The 17203-nt window shown below is 69.8% G+C and carries 19 protein-coding genes; 9 read left to right on the top strand and 10 right to left on the bottom strand.

Annotated elements, in window-relative coordinates:
- Window positions 1–5: 5 nt before the first annotated feature.
- Window positions 6–695, bottom strand: a complete 690-nt coding sequence (locus RTA_RS01250) for a COG4648 family protein (RefSeq protein WP_013899551.1) — start codon at window positions 693–695, stop codon at window positions 6–8.
- Window positions 692–991: a phosphopantetheine-binding protein gene (locus tag RTA_RS01245; RefSeq protein WP_049871197.1), complete on the bottom strand. Its 300-nt coding sequence runs from the start codon at window positions 989–991 to the stop codon at window positions 692–694. The genes RTA_RS01250 and RTA_RS01245 overlap by 4 nt, the downstream gene beginning before the upstream one ends.
- Before the next feature lie 71 nt (window positions 992–1062).
- Between RTA_RS01245 and RTA_RS01240 the strand changes: the two genes are divergently transcribed.
- Window positions 1063–2730, top strand: a complete 1668-nt coding sequence (locus RTA_RS01240) for an NAD(P)/FAD-dependent oxidoreductase (RefSeq protein WP_049871196.1) — start codon at window positions 1063–1065, stop codon at window positions 2728–2730.
- Window positions 2731–2745: 15 nt separating this feature from the next.
- Here the strand turns inward: RTA_RS01240 and RTA_RS01235 are convergent, their stop codons facing one another.
- Window positions 2746–3801, bottom strand: coding sequence for an NAD(P)-dependent alcohol dehydrogenase (locus RTA_RS01235; RefSeq protein WP_013899548.1), 1056 nt, complete (start codon window positions 3799–3801; stop codon window positions 2746–2748).
- Window positions 3802–3923: 122 nt separating this feature from the next.
- Here RTA_RS01235 and RTA_RS01230 point away from each other — a divergent pair, with 122 nt between their 5' ends.
- From RTA_RS01230 to RTA_RS01210, 5 genes are all read left to right on the top strand, one after another.
- The gene (locus RTA_RS01230) at window positions 3924–4145 is read left to right on the top strand and encodes a cysteine-rich CWC family protein (protein WP_013899547.1); all 222 of its coding nucleotides are present in this window, start codon (window positions 3924–3926) and stop codon (window positions 4143–4145) included.
- A gap of 23 nt (window positions 4146–4168) precedes the next feature.
- Entirely contained in the window at window positions 4169–5194 is a 1026-nt protein-coding gene (locus RTA_RS01225; protein WP_013899546.1) for a methionine synthase, read from the top strand.
- A 125-nt stretch (window positions 5195–5319) separates the two neighbouring features.
- Window positions 5320–6171, top strand: a complete 852-nt coding sequence (locus RTA_RS01220) for a DUF4394 domain-containing protein (protein ID WP_013899545.1) — start codon at window positions 5320–5322, stop codon at window positions 6169–6171.
- A gap of 63 nt (window positions 6172–6234) precedes the next feature.
- Entirely contained in the window at window positions 6235–6999 is a 765-nt protein-coding gene (locus tag RTA_RS01215; RefSeq protein WP_041674940.1) for a class II glutamine amidotransferase, read from the top strand.
- A 122-nt stretch (window positions 7000–7121) separates the two neighbouring features.
- A complete protein-coding gene (locus RTA_RS01210) occupies window positions 7122–7481 on the top strand; it encodes a DUF1428 domain-containing protein (protein WP_013899543.1) in 360 nt (119 codons plus the stop codon).
- On the opposite strand, the gene gshB is transcribed toward RTA_RS01210, so the two are convergent.
- On the bottom strand, window positions 7471–8430 hold the full coding sequence (gene gshB, locus RTA_RS01205) for a glutathione synthase (RefSeq protein ID WP_013899542.1): 960 nt from the start codon (window positions 8428–8430) through the stop codon (window positions 7471–7473). The genes RTA_RS01210 and gshB overlap by 11 nt on opposite strands.
- Window positions 8431–8528: 98 nt before the next feature.
- On the opposite strand from gshB, the gene RTA_RS01200 reads away from it, so the two are divergent.
- The gene (locus tag RTA_RS01200; RefSeq protein ID WP_143762875.1) at window positions 8529–9665 is read left to right on the top strand and encodes a DUF3616 domain-containing protein; all 1137 of its coding nucleotides are present in this window, start codon (window positions 8529–8531) and stop codon (window positions 9663–9665) included.
- 7 nt (window positions 9666–9672) lie between these two features.
- Here the strand turns inward: RTA_RS01200 and RTA_RS01195 are convergent, their stop codons facing one another.
- From RTA_RS01195 to gshA, 3 genes are all read right to left on the bottom strand, one after another.
- Complete coding sequence (locus tag RTA_RS01195) at window positions 9673–10380, bottom strand: glutathione binding-like protein (protein WP_013899540.1); 708 nt, start codon at window positions 10378–10380, stop codon at window positions 9673–9675.
- Between the two features lie 43 nt (window positions 10381–10423).
- Window positions 10424–12292 carry a potassium transporter Kup gene (locus RTA_RS01190; RefSeq protein ID WP_013899539.1) on the bottom strand — a complete coding sequence of 623 codons (1869 nt, stop codon included), beginning with the start codon at window positions 12290–12292 and terminating at the stop codon, window positions 10424–10426.
- A gap of 110 nt (window positions 12293–12402) precedes the next feature.
- Window positions 12403–13701 (bottom strand): glutamate--cysteine ligase, encoded by a 1299-nt coding sequence (gene gshA, locus RTA_RS01185; RefSeq protein ID WP_013899538.1) that lies wholly within the window; start codon window positions 13699–13701, stop codon window positions 12403–12405.
- A 127-nt stretch (window positions 13702–13828) separates the two neighbouring features.
- Here gshA and RTA_RS01180 point away from each other — a divergent pair, with 127 nt between their 5' ends.
- A complete protein-coding gene (locus RTA_RS01180) occupies window positions 13829–14107 on the top strand; it encodes a type II toxin-antitoxin system RelE/ParE family toxin (protein WP_013899537.1) in 279 nt (92 codons plus the stop codon).
- Between the two features lie 11 nt (window positions 14108–14118).
- The gene (locus RTA_RS01175) at window positions 14119–14421 is read left to right on the top strand and encodes a HigA family addiction module antitoxin (RefSeq protein ID WP_013899536.1); all 303 of its coding nucleotides are present in this window, start codon (window positions 14119–14121) and stop codon (window positions 14419–14421) included.
- A gap of 2 nt (window positions 14422–14423) precedes the next feature.
- Here RTA_RS01175 and RTA_RS01170 read toward each other — a convergent pair whose 3' ends face one another.
- Genes RTA_RS01170 through RTA_RS01160 form a run of 3 tightly spaced genes read right to left on the bottom strand, consistent with a single transcriptional unit; the run spans window position 14424 to window position 17177 of the window.
- On the bottom strand, window positions 14424–15434 hold the full coding sequence (locus RTA_RS01170; RefSeq protein WP_013899535.1) for a DUF6352 family protein: 1011 nt from the start codon (window positions 15432–15434) through the stop codon (window positions 14424–14426).
- Window positions 15435–15460: 26 nt separating this feature from the next.
- Window positions 15461–16741, bottom strand: coding sequence for a glutamate-5-semialdehyde dehydrogenase (locus RTA_RS01165; RefSeq protein ID WP_013899534.1), 1281 nt, complete (start codon window positions 16739–16741; stop codon window positions 15461–15463).
- Between the two features lie 43 nt (window positions 16742–16784).
- Entirely contained in the window at window positions 16785–17177 is a 393-nt protein-coding gene (locus tag RTA_RS01160; RefSeq protein ID WP_013899533.1) for a RidA family protein, read from the bottom strand.
- Window positions 17178–17203 lie beyond the last annotated feature (26 nt).

The raw sequence follows: 17203 nt of genomic DNA, 5'->3' as shown, positions 1-17203 counted from the left end.
TCGGCTCAGGGCCCGCCGGGCGCGTCCGGCGCACCGGTGCGCTGCGTCATCCGGCGGTAGGCCGCAATGGCCTGGGTGAAGCCGCTGCGCTGGGCGCGCGGGATGACCGCCACCCGGACCAGGAACTCGCCCACGAACATGGCGCCCATCAGCGGCATGGAGAACAGGTTGACGAAAGCCGACCAGACAGCCACCGGCGCCAGCGCGAACAGCAGCACCGACCCGGCCGAGGAGGCCGCGAAATAGAGGGTCCAGGCCCAGGTCACGCCGCGCGTGTAGCGCTGCTGCAGCGGCGTCAGCGCGCCGCCGTGCACCAGCGCCGCCAGGCGCGAGACCAGCGGCACCGCGCCCGGCAGCAGCGTGCGCGCGAAGCCCAGGCCGATCAGGGCGTTGAAGCCCAGGTGCTGCAGCAGCAGCACCCAGGTCGTGCCCGCGCCCAGCCGGTCGCGCAGCAGGAACAGCGCGCCGCAGCCGGCCAGCCACAGCGCCAGCCAGGCCGCCCGGTGGGCCGAACGCCAGGCCAGCGCCAGCGCGAAGGCCATCAGCGGGACGATGAAGACCGCCGCCTCCAGCAGGCCGGGCTCGGGCGCCGAAGCCGCCCAATGGCACAGCACCGCATAGGCCACGGCCGCCGCGGCCGCCGCCAGGCCGGCGGCCAGGGGGCGCCAGGACAGCGGCGCATGCAGCGCGTTCACGTGGTCCTGTTCGCGGCGATGTGGTCGGCCAGGCTGCGCAGCGAAGCGAAGATGCGGGTGTTGTCCTCATGGTCGGCGCGCAGCTGCAGGCCGTATTTCTTGGAGACCACCAGCGCCACCTCAAGGATGTCGATGGAGTCCAGGCCCAGGCCCTCGCCGTACAGCGGCTCGTCGGGCGCGATCTCGGCCGCCGGGGTTTCCAGGTGCAGCGCCGAGACCACCAGCTGGGCCACTTCGCGCAGCAAGGCGTCATCGGCGGGGTGGCCGGCCCGGGGGGACGTCGTACGGTCGGTCATGGACAACTTCAGAAAAAACGCCTAGCGGATGGGCTGGCGATTCTAGCTTCTGGTAGGGTAGCCGCCTCATCATGACCCTGCCATTGCATCCACCCCACAGCCCTGCGGCAAATGACCGCATCCTGGTCCTGGGGGGCGGGTTGGCGGGGCTGAGCCTGGCCCTGCAGCTGCGCCAGCGCTTCGCCGACCTGGACATCGTGGTGCTGGAACGCCGTGCCCACCCGGCGCCGGAGGCGGCGCACAAGGTGGGCGAGTCCACCGTGGAGATAGGCGCGCACTACTTCGCCGAGGTGCTGGGGCTGAAGGAGCACCTGCGCGAGCGGCAGCTCAAGAAGTTCGGCTTCCGCTTCTTCTTCAACGACGGCCGCGGCGACATCGACGGCGTGACCGAGCTGGGCGCGAGCAGGCCCTTGGCCACGCCGGCGTGGCAGATCGACCGCGGCATCTTCGAGAACGCCCTGGGACGGCTGGCACTGGAGCGCGGCATCCGCTTCCAGGACCAGGCGCTGGTGCGCAGCATCGAGCTGGCCGACGGCGCCGTCCGGGACAGCCTGCACACCGTCCGTTACGAGCGCGGCGGCCAGGCGCAGGAACTGCGTGCACGCTGGCTGGTCGACGCCTGCGGCCGCGCCGGCCTGCTCAAGCGCAAGCTGGGCCTGGCCGAGCCCAACGGCCACGAGGCCAACGCCGTGTGGTTCCGCATCCAGGACCGGCTGGACGTGAACGACTGGAGCGGCGATGCGCAGTGGCTGGCACGCTGCGATCCGCCGCACCGCTGGCTGTCCACCAACCACCTGTGCGGCGACGGCTACTGGGCCTGGCTGATCCCGCTGGCCTCGGGCTCGCATTCGGTGGGCATCGTCTGCGACGCGCGCATGCACCCGATCGAGGGCATGAACAGCTTCGAGCGCGCCATGGAATGGCTGGCCCGGCACCAGCCCCGGCTGCATGCCGAGCTCGACGCCCGGCGCGACCGGCTGCAGGACTTCGCCTTCTTCAGGAACTTCTCCTACGGCTGCAGGCAGGTGTTCGACGGCCAGGCGCGCTGGGCGCTGACCGGCGAGGCCGGCGTGTTCCTGGACCCGTTCTACTCGCCGGGCAGCGACTTCATCGCCATCGCCAACGGCTTCATCACCGAGCTGGTGGCGCACGACCGCGCCGGCAAGCCGGCGGCGATGTACGCCGACATCTACCAGTCGGTGTTCTTCTCCCTGTACCGCAACATGCTGCCGATCTACACCGGCCAGTACCGGCTGTTCGGCAACGCGCAGGTGATGCCGGTCAAGGTGCTGTGGGACTACACGTACTACTGGGGCGTGATGTGCCCGCTGTACTTCCAGGGCAAGCTCACCGACGTGACGGCCATGGGGCGGCTGCAGCAGCCGCTGGCGGCCGTGCAGAAGCTGGGCATCGCGATGCAGGATTTCCTGCGCGCCTGGGACGCGGCCGGGCGCGCGCCGGACCGCGCGCGCATGCTGGACCAGGCCGCCCTGCCCTGGTTCGCCGAGCTCAACCGCGGCCTGACCGACCCGCTGGACGACGCCGGCTTCCGGCAGCGCCTGCAGCAGGGCCTGGAGCTGCTGGACGTGCTGGCGCTGCAGATCACGGCCTACGCGCGCGCCAGCCATCCGCAGCTGGACGACAGCGCCGTGCGCGCCAGCCTGAGCGACCCGGCGCGCGCCGCCGCCGCCGACCCGGGCCGCCTGCTGTTCCCGCAGATGCAGGCGGAGTGCGCCTAGCCGTCCGCGCGGCCCTCAGGCCGCCAGCGTGGCCATGTCCACCACGAAGCGGTACTTGACGTCGCCGCGGACCATGCGCTCGTAGGCGGCCTCGATCCGGTCCATGCGGATCATCTCGATGTCCGAGACGATGCCGTGCGCGGCGCAGAAGTCCAGCATCTCCTGGGTCTCGCGGATGCCGCCGATCAGCGAGCCCGCCAGCCGGCGGCGCTTCATGATCAGGCCGAACACCCCGGGCGAGGGGTGCGGCGAGGAAGGCGCGCCCACCAGCGTCAGGGTGCCGTCCAGCTTGAGCAGCTGGATCAAGGCATCCAGGTCGTGCGGCGCCGCGACGGTGTCGAGGATGAAGTCGAAGCTGCCGGCATGGGCCGCCATCCCGGACTCGTTGCGCGACACCACGACCTCGCGGGCGCCCAGGCGCAGCGCGTCGTCGCGCTTGTTGGCCGAGGTGGTGAACAGCACCACGTGCGCGCCCATGGCCGCGGCGATCTTCACCCCCATGTGGCCCAGCCCGCCCAGCCCCACGATGCCCACCTTGTGGCCGGGGCCGACCTGCCACTGGCGCAGCGGCGAGTAGGTCGTGATGCCGGCGCACAGCAGGGGTGCCACGGCGGGCAGCGCCTCCTGGCCGTGCGAGATGCGCAGCACGAAGGATTGCCGCACCACGATGCTGTCCGAGTAGCCACCGTAGGTGTTGGCCTCGGTCTTCTGCTCCGGCCCGTTGTAGGTGCCGGTGAAGCCGTTCTCGCAGTACTGCTCCAGCCCCTGCGCGCACGGCCGGCAGCGCTGGCAGCTGTCGACCATGCAGCCGACGCCGGCCAGGTCGCCGACGCGGAACCGGTCCACCCGCTCGCCCACGGCCGTCACGCGACCGACGATCTCGTGCCCGGGCACGCTGGGGTAGAGGGTGTTGCCCCATTCGTTGCGCACGGTGTGCAGGTCGGAGTGGCACACCCCGCAGTAGAGGATGTCCAGGGCCACGTCGTCCGGCCCGGGGGCGCGGCGCTCGAAGGTGAACGGGCCCAGGGGCGTGGTGGGCGAGGTGGCGGCATAGCCGGTCGCACGGGGCATGTGAAGGGGATCCTGCAGGAAATTCGGGCCATGGTAGGCCCCCTCGTGCGCGGCCTTGGGTTTCCACCGGTGGGCGCTGCAAGCAGACGTTCCCAAGGCCGGGCGCGGCTTAAACTGGGCCCATGCAGCCACTGGCACCCACCCCCGACCCGCGGCTGTGCCCGCTGTGCGGGCGCGGCAACGGCTGCGCCATGGAAGCCGCCCGGGCCACCGGGATTGCGCAGCCGCCGTGCTGGTGCACGCAGGCCCGCTTCCCGGCCGAGCTGCTGGCCCGCGTGCCGCCGTCGGCCCGGGACCGGGCGTGCCTGTGCCCGGCCTGCGCGGCGGCACCGCCCATGGTCTGAAACCACGACAACCAGGAGACGCCATGTTCCCCACCTCGATCGCCGGCAGCCTGCCCAAGCCCGGCTGGCTGGCCGAAACCCGCAAGCTCTGGCCCCAGTGGAAGGTCCAGGGCGAGGCGCTGCGCGAGGCCAAGCAGGACGCCACGCTGCTGTGGATCAAGGCGCAGGAAGACGCGGGGCTGGACATCGTCACCGACGGCGAGCAGGCCCGCCAGCATTTCGTGCACGGCTTCCTGGAGCAGGTGGACGGCATCGATTTCGAGCACAAGGTCGAAATGGGCATCCGCAACGACCGCTACAAGGCGCTGGTGCCGCAGGTGGTGGCGCCGCTCAAGCTCAAGGGGCGCGTGCACGCGTTCGAGGCCCGCCTGGCCCGGGCCCATACCCGGCACAAGCTGAAGTTCACCCTGCCCGGCCCCATGACCATCGTCGACACCGTGGCCGACCGCTTCTATGGCGACCGGGTGAAGATGGCCTTTGCGTTCGCCGAGCTGCTGAACCAGGAGGCACTGGCGCTGCAGGCCGACGGCGTGGACATCATCCAGTTCGACGAGCCGGCGTTCAACGTGTACATGAAGGAGGCCGCGGACTGGGGAGTGCAGGCGCTGGAACGCGCCGCGCAGGGCCTGATCTGCACCACCGCCGTCCACATCTGCTACGGCTACGGCATCCAGGCCAACGTCGACTGGAAGAAGACCCTGGGCGAGGAGTGGCGCCAGTACGAGCAGGTGTTCCCCGCGCTGGCCCGAAGCGGCATCGGCCAGGTCAGCCTGGAGTGCTACCGCTCGCACGTGCCGCCCGACCTGATGGCCTTGCTCAAGGGCAAGGACGTGATGGTGGGCGTGATCGACGTGGCCAGCGACGTGGTGGAAACGCCCGAGCAGGTGGCCGACACCATCGGCCGCGCCCTGCAGTTCGTGGCGCGCGAGCGCCTGTTCCCCTGCACCAACTGCGGCCTGGCGCCCATGGACCGCGGGGTGGCCACGGCCAAGCTGCGCGCGCTGGCCGCCGGGGCGGCACTGGCCCGGCAGCGCCTGGCCGCCGGCTGAGGCGTCGCACAACGGATCGCGCCGCACTCCTACAGGAGATCGGCCGCCTGCGCCTCGCGGCAGAGCCACACGCAGCCGGGCGGGCGCCTGAAACTCGAGGGCTCAACTCTTGGCAGAGGCTCCCTATGCAAGCTTTCATTCCCTTTTCCATCCTGGGCGCCGTGACGCTCGCCATCGCCGGTTGCGGCGGCGGTGACGACGACGGAGACGGCCGGGTCGGGGTCGGCGACACCGTGGTCATCACCACCGACAACCAGGTGCGCTCCTTCAACCGCAACAATCCCGACAACGTGGTCGGCCGGCAGAGCATCCAGGGCCTCGCGTCCGGCGAGACCCTGGTCGGCATCGACTACCGGCCGGCCAACCGCCAGCTCTATGCGCTGGGCAACCGCGGCGGCATCTACACGCTCGACCCCGCCACCGGCCGCGTGGCGCAGGTCTCGACCCTGCGCGCCGCCGCAGGCGACGACAACCCCTACACCGCGCTGTCCGGCTCCCAGTTCGGCATCGACTTCAACCCGGTGGCCGACCGGCTGCGCGTGGTCAGCGACACCGGCCAGAACCTGCGCATCAACGTGGACACCGGCGACACCACCACCGACGGGCCGCTGGCGCAGGGCAACCCGGGCATCACCGCGACGCCCGCGATCACCGCCGCCGCGTACACCAACTCGGTTGCAGGCGCTACCAGCACCACGCTGTACGTCGCCGATCTCTCGCGCGGCGCATTGCAGGTCCAGAATCCGCCCAACGACGGCACGCTGGACACGGGCGTCGGGCTGGGCGTGACGGGCAGCGCCTTCAACGGCTTCGACATCGAGTCCACCGGCACCACCGGCTACCTGGCGGTGCAATCGAACGTGGGCGTGACGCTCTACCGCGTGAGCCTCACCGCCACCAACGAGGCCGCGCAGCGCGTGGGCCTGATCAACACCGCCGACCGCATCGTGGGTCTGGCGCTGGTGCAGCCCAACTGAGCACGCGCTCCGGCCGGGGCCGTGGCCGGGCCCCGGCCCCGGGTGCCGCACAATGCCGCCACCATGTGCCAGCTGCTCGGGATGAACTGCAACACGCCGACGGACGTGACGTTCAGCTTCAGCGGATTCGCCCAGCGCGGCGGCCGCACCGACCACCATGCCGACGGCTGGGGCATCGCCTTCTTCGAAGGCCGCGGCCTGCGGCATTTCGTGGACCACCAGCCGGCCTTCAGCTCGCCCGTGGCCGAGCTGATCCGGCGCTACCCGATCAAGAGCCGCAGCGTCATCGCGCACATCCGCAAGGCCACGCAGGGCGAGATCGCCCTGGAGAACTGCCACCCTTTCGTTCGCGAGCTGTGGGGCCGCTACTGGGTGTTCGCGCACAACGGCGACCTCAAGGACTTCCAGCCGCGGCTGCACGCCAGCTTCCGGCCGGTGGGCAGCACCGACAGCGAGCGCGCCTTCTGCTGGCTGATGCAGGAGATCTGGAAGTCGCATGCCGGCGTGCCCAGCGTGGCCGAGCTGACCCTGACCCTGCGCGAGCTGGCGCCGCAGATCGCTCGGCACGGGCCCTTCAACTTCCTGCTGTCCAACGGCGAGGCGCTGTGGGCGCACTGCTCGACCAACCTCTTCCACGTGGAGCGCAGGCACCCGTTCGCCCACGCCCAGCTGGCCGACGAGGACCTGTCGATCGACTTCGCCCGCCACACCACGCCGCAGGACCGGGTGGCCGTGGTGGTCACCGCGCCGCTGACCACCAACGAGGCCTGGACGCAGTTCCAGCCCGGCGAGCTGCGGGTGTTCGTGGACGGGGTGGCGGCCGGCTGAGGCGGTTTTCACCGGTTCTTACGCGTGCGGGCACCTCCCGCGTGTCGACGTCCGGGCGCCTGCTTCGTCGTGCAGGCAGGACCGCCGCACCGGCGGTCCGTCCACCTTGAGGAGAAAAGCGCATGAACTACATCGATGGATTCGTCGCCGCCGTGCCCACGGCCAACCGCCAGCTGTACCTGGAGCACGTCCGCATGGCGGCGCAGGTGTTCAAGGACCACGGCGCGCTGCAGCTGGTGGAATGCTGGGGCGACGACGTGCCCGAGGGCAAGCTCACCTCCTTTCCCATGGCCGTGCAGCGCAAGCCCGACGAGACGGTGGTGTTCTCCTGGATCAGCTGGCCCTCGCGCGCGGCGCGCGACGCCGGCATGAAGGAGGTGATGGAAGATCCGCGCATGGCCCGGATGCAGGCGGACATGGAGCGGACCTTCGACGGCAAGCGCCTGATCTACGGCGGCTTCGAGGTGCTGTTCAGCGGCTGACCGGCTGGGCCAGGGCCGCTTCCAGCGCGTCGATGAACATGGCCGGCACGTCGAAGCCGGCCTGCTGGGTGATCTCCTGGAAGCAGGTCGGGCTGGTGACGTTGATCTCGGTCAGCCAGTCGCCGATCACGTCCAGGCCCACCAGCAGCAGCCCGCGCGCCGCCAGTACCGGGCCCAGGGCCTGCGCGATCTCGTGGTCGCGCGGCGTGAGCGGCTGGGCCACGCCCTTGCCGCCGGCCGCCAGGTTGCCGCGCACCTCGCTGCCCTGCGGGATGCGCGCCAGGCTGAAGGGCACCGGCTTGCCGCCGATCACCAGCACGCGCTTGTCGCCGGCGGCGATCTCCGGCACGAAGCGCTGCACCATGATCGTGGTGGCGCCGGCGTTGTTCAGCGTCTCGGTGATGGAGCCCAGGTTCAGGCCGTCGGTCTTGACCCGGAAGATGCCCATGCCGCCCATGCCGTCCAGCGGCTTGAGGATCACGTCGCCATGCTCGGCATGGAAGCGGCGCACCTCCTCGGGGTCGCGCGTGACCAGGGTGGGGCTGACGAAGCGCGGGAACTCCATCACGGCCAGCTTCTCCGGGTGGTCGCGCAGCGAGGCGGGCCGGTTGAACACGCGCGCGCCCTCGCGCTCGGCCTGCTCCAGCAGGTGGGTGGCGTAGAAGTACTCGCTGTCGAAGGGCGGGTCCTTGCGCATCAGCACCGCGCCGAATTCCTTGAGGGGGCGCACGGGGGTGGCGTTCTCGCGGAACCAGTCGTCCTCGCCGCCGGTGAGCGTGATCTCGCGCACCCGGGCCTGCACCACGCCGCCCGAACGCCAGGACAGGTGCCGCGGCTCGCAGGCGGCGATGCGGTGGCCGCGCCGCTGCGCCTCGCGCATCATGGAGAAGGTGGTGTCCTTGTAGGTCTTGAAGGCCTCGAGCGGGTCGGCAACGAAGAGCAGGTTCATCGATGATATTCAGGCGGCAGGTGGGTCGGGTCCGCGCCACTGTTGCACAAAACACGGGAACCCGCACGGACGGCGGGGTACCCCGCTATGCTGGGCCGATGACGCCACCCACCGCCCTTGCGCTCGAGTTCCGGCCGGATTTGGACGATCTCGAGCCGCACAAGGAACTGCGCGACGGGTTGTCCGCCGTGCTGCAGATCGACCGCACGCTGTGGGTCGCCAACGACGAGTCGGCCAGCGTCGAACGGCTCACGCTCACCGGCAAGTGTGGGGCCGGCGCCCACACGCAGTTCATGCTGCACGACTACCTGGACCTGCCGCTGCCAGCCGAGGGCGACCCGCCGCGCCCGCCCGAGGTCGACGTGGAAGGACTGGATCACGAGGGCGGCTACCTGTGGCTGGTGGGTTCGCACAGCCTCAAGCGCAAGAAGCCGTCGCTGGACGACGGCGCCAAGAACGCGCACAAGCAGTTGGCCAGGCTGAGCGTCGACGCGAACCGCTACCTGCTGGCCCGCATTCCCGTGGCACGCGAAGGCGATGCCCCGGCGCTCGCACGAAAGCACGTGCATGAGGGCCGCAAGCTCACTGCCGCCCGCCTGCGGGATGCGACCGACGCAGGCGAAGGCAACGAGCTGATGCAGGCGCTGCGCAAGGACAAGCACCTGGCGGCTTACCTGCCCATTCCCGGAAAGGACAACGGGTTCGACGTGGAAGGCATCGCCGTGGCGGGGCCGCGCGTCTTCCTGGGACTGCGCGGGCCCGTGCTGCGCGGCTGGGCCGCCGTCCTGGAACTGCGCGTGGAGGACGACGGGCACGGCCTGCTTCGCCTGGCGCCGCTGGACAAGAAGGGGCATCTGGTTCGCAAGCACTTCGTCGCGCTGGGCGGGCGCGGCGTGCGCGACATCCGCCTGGACGGTGAGGACCTGCTGCTGCTGTGCGGGCCGACGATGGACCTGGACGGCACGATCTCGATCCTGCGCTGGCCCGGCGCCCTGCGTCTGGAGGAGCCGGCCATGGTGCCGGCCTGCGCGCTGGAGCATGTGCTGGACATCCCGCACGGCACCGGCTGCGACCGGGCCGAAGGCATCTGCCTGTTCGTGCCCAGCGATGGCGCGCCACCCTCGCTGCTGGTGGTGTACGACGCGGCGTCCGAGGCGCGCCAGCGCGGGCGCAGCGTGCTCATGGCGGACGTCTTCGGGCTGCCGCCACGGGCGGCCTACGCAGCGCCGCGTTGACGCGCGTTCAGGCGGGCGCGGCGGGGATCTGCAGGCCGCGCTCGACCGCGGGCCTTGCGATGAAGGCATCCAGCACCCGCTTCAGGTTCGCGAAGCCGTCGAAGCCCACCAGCTCGCCCGCACCGTAGAAGCCCACCAGGTTGCGCACCCAGGGGAAGACGGCGATGTCGGCGATGGTGTACTCATCCCCCATCAGCCAGTCGCGCCCGGCCAGGCGCTGCTCCAGCACGCCCAGCAGGCGCCTGGATTCGGCGGCGTAGCGCTCGCGCGGGCGCTTGTCCTCCCAGTCCTTGCCGGCGAACTTGTGGAAGAAGCCGAGCTGGCCGAACATGGGGCCGATGCCGCCCATCTGGAACATCAGCCACTGCAGGGTCTGGTAGCGAGCCGCTGGTTCCTGCGGCAGGAAGCGGCCGGTCTTCTCGGCCAGGTAGACCAGGATGGCGCCGGACTCGAACAACGCCATCGGCCGGCCGCCGGGACCGTGCGGGTCCAGGATGGCCGGGATCTTGTTGTTCGGGTTCAGCGACAGGAATTCGGGCGAGAGCTGATCGTTCCTGCCGAAGTCCACACGGTGCGGCTCGTAGGGGATGCCGGCCTCCTCCAGCAGGATGGACACCTTCACGCCGTTGGGCGTGGGCAGCGAGTACAGCTGCAGCCGGTCGGGATGGCGCGCGGGCCACTTGCGGGTGATGGGGAAGGCGGTCAGGTCGGTCATCGCCGCAGTATCCGGGCTTCCCACAGCCCCTGCACGGCGCCGGCTAGATCTCCACCTTGGAGCCCAGCTCCACCACCGAGTTGTTGGGCAGACGCAGGAAATCGGCCGCGGCGCTGGCGTTGTGGTGCATCTGCGCGAACAGCTTCTCGCGCCAGGGCGCCATGCCCTTGCCCACGCTGGGCACCACCGTGTCGCGCGAGAGGAAGTAGCTGGTGGTCATGGGCTCGAGGGCGCAGCCGTGGCCGCGGATCTGGTCCAGCGCGCGCGGCACGTCGGGGTCGTTCTTGAAGCCGTAGTGCAGGATCACCTGCCAGCAGTCATGGCCCAGCGGCTCGATCTCCACCCGCTTGCCGATGCCTATCCAGGGCACCTCGTGGCTGCGCACGGTGACGAACAGGTTGTGCCGGTGCAGCACCTTGTTGTGCTTGAGGTTGTGCAGCAGGGCGTTGGGCACGGAGCCGGGGTCGGCCGTCAGGAACACGGCCGTGCCTTCCACGCGGGTGGGCGGGTTGACGAACACGGCCTCCAGGAAGCTGCGCAGGTCGATCGCGTCGGAGCGCAGCTTGTCGTTCATGATGGCGCGCCCGCGTTTCCAGGTCATCATCACGGTGAACATCAACAGGCCGATCAGCACCGGGAACCAGCCGCCGTCGAGGAACTTGAGCGCGTTGGACGAGAAGAACATCAGGTCCACCACGAAGAACACGCCGGTCGCCGCCACGCACAGCGCCAGCGGCAGCTTCCAGGCGTAGCGGATCACGAAGAAGGTCAGCACCGTGGTGATCAGCATGTCGGTGGTCACCGCGATGCCGTAGGCCGAGGCCAGGTTGGTCGAATTGCGGAACAGGGCCACGGCCACCACGATGGCGCCGAACAGCGACCAGTTGACGGCGGGGATGTAGATCTGCCCGGCCTCGCGCACCGAGGTGTGCAGGATGCGCATGCGCGGCAGGTAGCCCAGCTGGATGGCCTGCTTGGTCACCGAGAACGCGGCCGACAGCAGGGCCTGCGAGGCGATCACCGTGGCCGCCGTGGCCAGCAGCACCAGCGGCACCAGCGCCCATTCCGGCGCCATCAGGTAGAACGGGTTGGCCACCGCCGCCGGCGTGTACAGCAGCAGCGCCCCCTGGCCGAAGTAGTTGATCAGCAGCGCCGGCATGACCAGCGCGAACCAGGCCACGCGGATCGGCTTCTTGCCGAAATGGCCCATGTCGGCATACAGCGCCTCGGTGCCGGTGACGCACAGCACCAGCGCCCCCAGCAGCACGAAGGTGGTGCCGGGCTGCTGCGCGACGAAGCGGATCGCATGCTGCGGGTCGATGGCGCCCAGCACCTCGGGATGCGCGGCGATGTGCGGCACGCCCAGCGCGGCGATGACCACGAACCAGACGGCGCAGACCGGGCCGAACCAGCGGCCTATGCCGCTGGTGCCGTTCTTCTGCAGCGAGAACAGCAGGAAGATGATGACCAGGGCCGCCGGCGTGATGTAGGGGTTGAAGACCGGCGACAGCAGCTCCAGCCCTTCCACCGCCGACAGCACCGAGATCGCCGGCGTGATCACGCCGTCGCCATAGAAGATGGCAGTGCCGAAGATGCCGATGCCCAGCAGCCAGCCGCGCAGCCGCGGGCGGTCGCTCACCGCGGTGGAGGCCAAGGCCAGCATGGCGATCAGGCCGCCCTCGCCGTTGTAGTCGGCGCGCAGGATCAGGGTGACGTACTTGAGCGAGACGATCACCGTCACCGTCCAGAACACCAGGGACAGGATGCCGTAGACGTTGTCGGGGGTCAGGGGCACCAGCCCCGAGTTGAACACCACCTTGAGCGCGTACAGCACGCTGGTGCCGATATCGCCGTAGACGATGCCGATGGCGCCCAGGGTCAGCGCCGCGAGAGAGGATTTAGAGCTTTGCACTGCAAACCCCGTCTTGTCGGCCGAAGCGGCCGGCGGGGTGGGTTGCCTTGAGGGTCGCTATTGTGCGCCTGCCGATGCTGCAGTGCAGCACCGAAAGGCGGGCGCGGCCCCTAATCGTAGGTTTCGGCGTCCGGGTCGGTGGCTTCCAGCTCGTAGCTGGCGGCCAGCATGGCCAGCCGGCCGATCACGCCGTACATGTAGAAGCGGTTGGGGGCACTGGCGCCGGGCTTCTCCCCGGGCTGAGGTAAGCGCGTACTTTCAGCGAAGGCCAGCGGCACGAAATGGGCGCCCGGGGCGTTCAGGTTCTCGTCCACGCCGCGCTCGGCGTGCACGCGGTAGAAGCCGCCCACCACGTAGCGGTCCATCAGGTAGACCACCGGCTCGGCCACCGCCTCGTGCATGCGCTCGCCGGTCAGCACCCCTTCCTGGATGATGACCTCGTGCACCTCCTGGCCGTCCTTGATGACGGACATCTTGTTCCGGGTCTTGCGATTGAGTTGCTCCAGGTCGCGCGCGTCGCGCACGGTCATGATGCCCATGCCGTAGGTGCCGTTGTCGGCCTTGACGATGACGAAGGGCTTCTCGTTGATGCCGTATTCCTTGTACTTCTTGCGGATGCGGGTGAGCAGCGCGTCGACGTTGGTCTGCAGGCAGTCCATGCCCGCGCCCTCGGCGAAGTTGACCTCGCCGCACTTGTTGAACATCGGGTTGATCAGCCAGGGATCGATGCCCAGCAGCTTGCCGAAGCGCTTGGACACCTCCTCGTAGCTCTGGAAGTGCCGGCTCTTGCGCCGCACCGACCAGCCGGCATGCAGCGGCGGCAGCAGGTACTGCTCGTGCAGGTCCTCCAGGATGCCGGGCGCGCCGGCCGACAGGTCGTTGTTCAGCAGGATGGTGCAGGGGTCGAAGTCCTTCAGCCCGAGGCGGCGCTTGCTGCGCACCACCGGCTCCAGCGTGATCTCGCCACCGCCGGCAGGCAGCTCGATGGTGGTGGGCTCCTTGATGTCCGGGCTGATGGAGCCTATGCGCACGTTCAGGCCCGCCATGTGGAAGATGCGCTTGAGCTGGGCCAGGTTGCTCAGGTAGAAGGTGTTGCGGGTGTGGTTCTCCGGGATCACCAGCAGGTTCTTGGCCTCGGGGCAGATCTTCTCGATGGCCGCCATGGCCGACTGCACGGCCAGCGGCAGCATCTCGGGCGTGAGGTTGTTCCAGCCGCCGGGGAACAGGTTGGTGTCCACCGGCGCCAGCTTGAAACCGGCGTTGCGGATGTCGACCGAGCAGTAGAACGGCGGCGTGTGCTCCATCCACTCCAGCCGGAACCAGCGCTCGATGGCCGGCATGGACTCCAGGATGCGCTGCTCGAGCTCGTTGATGGGCCCGTTCAGGGCGGTGATGAGATGCGGAACCATGCGGCGAGTCTGCCTTGGAATAATCGACGGAATTCTAGGGATTTGAGGCCGGCCGCGCTGCTTGCAAGGGCAGCTCATCAGGGCTGATCTGTTTGACAGAATCCAAGCCACGGAATAGCATGGCTGCGTGATCCACTCGTTCGCTTCGGCCGACACGCAGGCGCTGTTCGACAGCCAGCCCGTCAAGCGGTTCCGGAACATCGAGCGGGTGGCCCGCCGCAAGCTGCTGCAGCTGCATGCGGCCACGGAGCTGGACAGCCTGCGGATTCCGCCGGGCAACCGGCTGGAGGCGTTGAAGGGCGATCGCAAAGGCCAGCACAGTATTCGCATCAACGAGCAGTGGCGTGTGTGCTTCGAGTGGCGCGACGACGGTGCCTGGAACGTCGAGGTGGTCGATTACCACTAGGAGAATAGTCAATGAGTGAAGAACTGCTGGACGAGATTCACCCGGGCGAAATCCTGCTGGAGGAGTTCATGAGGCCCATGGGCATCACAGCCCGGCAACTCGCTGCCGACATCGACGTGCCGCCCAGCCGCATCAGCGACATCGTCAACGCAGCCCGCCCCATCACGGCCGATACCGCGTTGCGCCTGGGGCTCTTCTTCGGCATGGACCCGCGGTTCTGGCTGAACCTGCAGGCCGAGTACGACGTGCGCATGGCCAAGCGGACCCTGCTGGACAAGATCGCCCCCCGGATCCGGGTGTTTCAGCCTTCGTAGCGCTAGGCCTGCCGCGCCAACGGCAGGTTGAGCAGCAGGTTCTGCGGCTTGAGCCTGAGCCGCTGCTGCTCGTCCATGGCCATGGCCAGGTACACCGGGCGTCCCGCCACCTCGGGCCGCACCACGCCCGGTTCGGTGAAATCGAGCCGGAACAGGCACAGCATGCGCTCGCGCTGGGCGTCGGCCACCTCCTCGCCCTGGTACAGCGCGTTCAGCACCGCCGTGGCCTGCGCATCCAGGCCCACGTGCCAGACCCACTGGTCGTCGTCGATCTCGCCCTCGGGGGCGATGGTCACCTGCACGCCCAGGAAGTGGGCCACCCAGCGCTCCAGCACGCGGCACAGCGCCGCCAGGGCCGGCTGGCCGTGGTTCAGGGCCACCACGAAGTCATGGGCCTCGTTGCGCGGCCAGTACCCGTCGGCGCTGTCGGCGGTCAGCACGTCCAGCTCGGCCGTGCGCAGGCTGGCGCCGCTGCGGCGGATCAGGTCGCCCAGGCTGCCGAAGCTGGCCGACAGGGCCTGGCGCTCGACGGTCTCGTCGTCGGCCGCCATCACCTGGCCCTCCTGCAGGGCGATGCGTTGCGGGCGGAACAGCATCTCCGCGGCGCGCGCCTCGAAGGGCGTGGCGGCGCCGCCCAGGATGTGGCGCAGCAGCACCTGGGTGAGCTGGTGCACGAACAGCGGCGGCACGTCCACATTGCCGCGGAACAGCTGCAGGTAGCTGGCCTCCAGCGTGGGCCGGGCCAGCAGCCGTGTGCGAAAGCGCAGCCAGACGGCGTAGTTGGCGCGGGCGTCCTCGTCGGCGAGCAGGGCCAGGCGGGCCTCGTCCACCGCGCGGCGCGGCTGGTCCAGCAGGTCCTGGTGCAAGGCGAGTTCCGCGGCGCAGGACTCGGGCACGGGCGCCAGCTCGGGCCGCTCCAGCAGGCTGCGCAGGAATTCGTCGGTCACCCGCAGCTGGCCGTCGGTACCGGTGGTCAGCAAACGGAAGCCGCAGGTGGGCCAGTAGTCGCGCATGGGATCAGGGGCAGTGGTCGTGCGCTTCAGCCGCGCACCTCGCCCTGGCCCAGCACCACCCACTTCAGGCTGGTCAGGCCCTCGATGCCCACCGGGCCGCGGGCGTGGAACTTGTCGGTGCTGATGCCGATCTCGGCGCCCAGCCCGTACTCGAACCCGTCGGCGAACCGGGTGCTGGCGTTGACCATCACGCTGGCGGAATCGACTTCCCGCAGGAAGCGCTGCGCGTGCAGGTGGTCGCGGGTGAGGATGGCGTCCGTGTGGTGGCTGGAGTAGCGGTTGATGTGGGCGATGGCCTCGTCCACGCCGGCCACCACCTTGATGCTGATGATGGGCGCCAGGTACTCCTCGTACCAGTCCTGCTCGGTCGCGTCCTTCAGCTGCGCGCCCGGCACGGCCTGCAGGATGGCCTTGGCCTGCGCGTCGCAGCGCATCTCCACGCCCTTGGCCGCGAAGACGGCACCCATCCTCGGCAGGAAGGCCGGGGCGACGCCGCGGGCCACCAGCAGGCCCTCGCTGGCGTTGCAGGGACTGTACTTCTGGGTCTTGGCGTTGTCGGTCACGCGCACCGCCATCTCGAGGTCGACCGGATCGTCCACGTAGGTGTGGCAGTTGCCGTCCAGGTGCTTGATCACGGGCACCTTGGCCTCGCGGCTGATGCGCTCGATCAGGCCCTTGCCGCCGCGCGGGATGACGAGGTCCACGTACGTGGGCATGGCGATCAGCTGGCCCACGGCCTCGCGGTCGGTGGTCTGCACCAGCTGCACGGCGTCCTCCGGCAGGCCGGCCTCGCGCAGCGCCTGCTGCACCAGCCGGGCCAGCGCCTTGTTGGACTCGATGGCCTCGGAGCCGCCGCGCAGGATGGCCGCGTTGCCGCTCTTGATCGACAGGCTGGCAGCCTCGACGGTGACGTTGGGCCGGCTCTCGAACACCATGCCGAACACGCCGATGGGCACGCGCATCTGGCCGACGCGGATGCCGCTGGGCTGCTGGCGCAGGGACGTGACCTCGCCCACGATGTCGGGCATGGCGGCCAGCTGCTCGCAGCCCTGGGCCACGGTCTCGATGACCGTGGGCGTGAGCTTGAGCCGGTCCTGCAGAGGGGCCGGCAGGCCGGCGGCGGCGGCACGCTCCAGGTCGCGGCCGTTGGCCTCGGCCAGCGGCGCGGCGCTGTGCCGCAGCAGCGCGGCCAGGCGGGTGAGCGCCCGGTTCCTGGTCGCGGCATCGGCGCGCGCCATCCGGGCCGCGGCCTGCCGGGCCTGCAGACCCAGGGTCTGGACGTATTCGGCGACGTTCAGCGCGTTCATGCCGGCATTATCCCCGGCCGCCGCCGGCCGCGCGCCGGCTGGCTCAGGCGAGGGCCGTCGCCTCCATCTCGAGCTGGAAGCCGTAGTGCAGCCGGGGCACCGGGACCACGATGCGCGCCGGCCGCGCCGGGCCGCACCACTGGGCGTACAGGGCATTGAAGGCCGGCCACTGGTCGATGTCGGTCACGTACACGCGCACCTGCACCAGCTTGTGCACCGAGCTGCCGGCCGAGCGCAGGGCCGCCTCGACGTTGGCGAGCACCTGGCGGGCCTGCTCCTCGAAGCTCGCGTCGGTCAGCAGCCGCCCGTCCGGCGCCACCGGCAGCTCGCCGGCAACGAACACCAGGCCGGCGGCGCGCACGGCGTGGCTGTAGTGGCCGCGCGGGGCGGCGAGGTCGGCAGGAAGGGGGGCGATGGCGATGTCGGGGCTGGCCATGGGAGAACTCCTGACTTAAGGGAAAA

Source organism: Ramlibacter tataouinensis TTB310, assembly GCF_000215705.1.
Taxonomy (GTDB): domain Bacteria; phylum Pseudomonadota; class Gammaproteobacteria; order Burkholderiales; family Burkholderiaceae_C; genus Ramlibacter; species Ramlibacter tataouinensis.
Note: the sequence above shows the minus strand (reverse complement) of the source record. Positions and strands in the feature narration are given on the sequence as shown.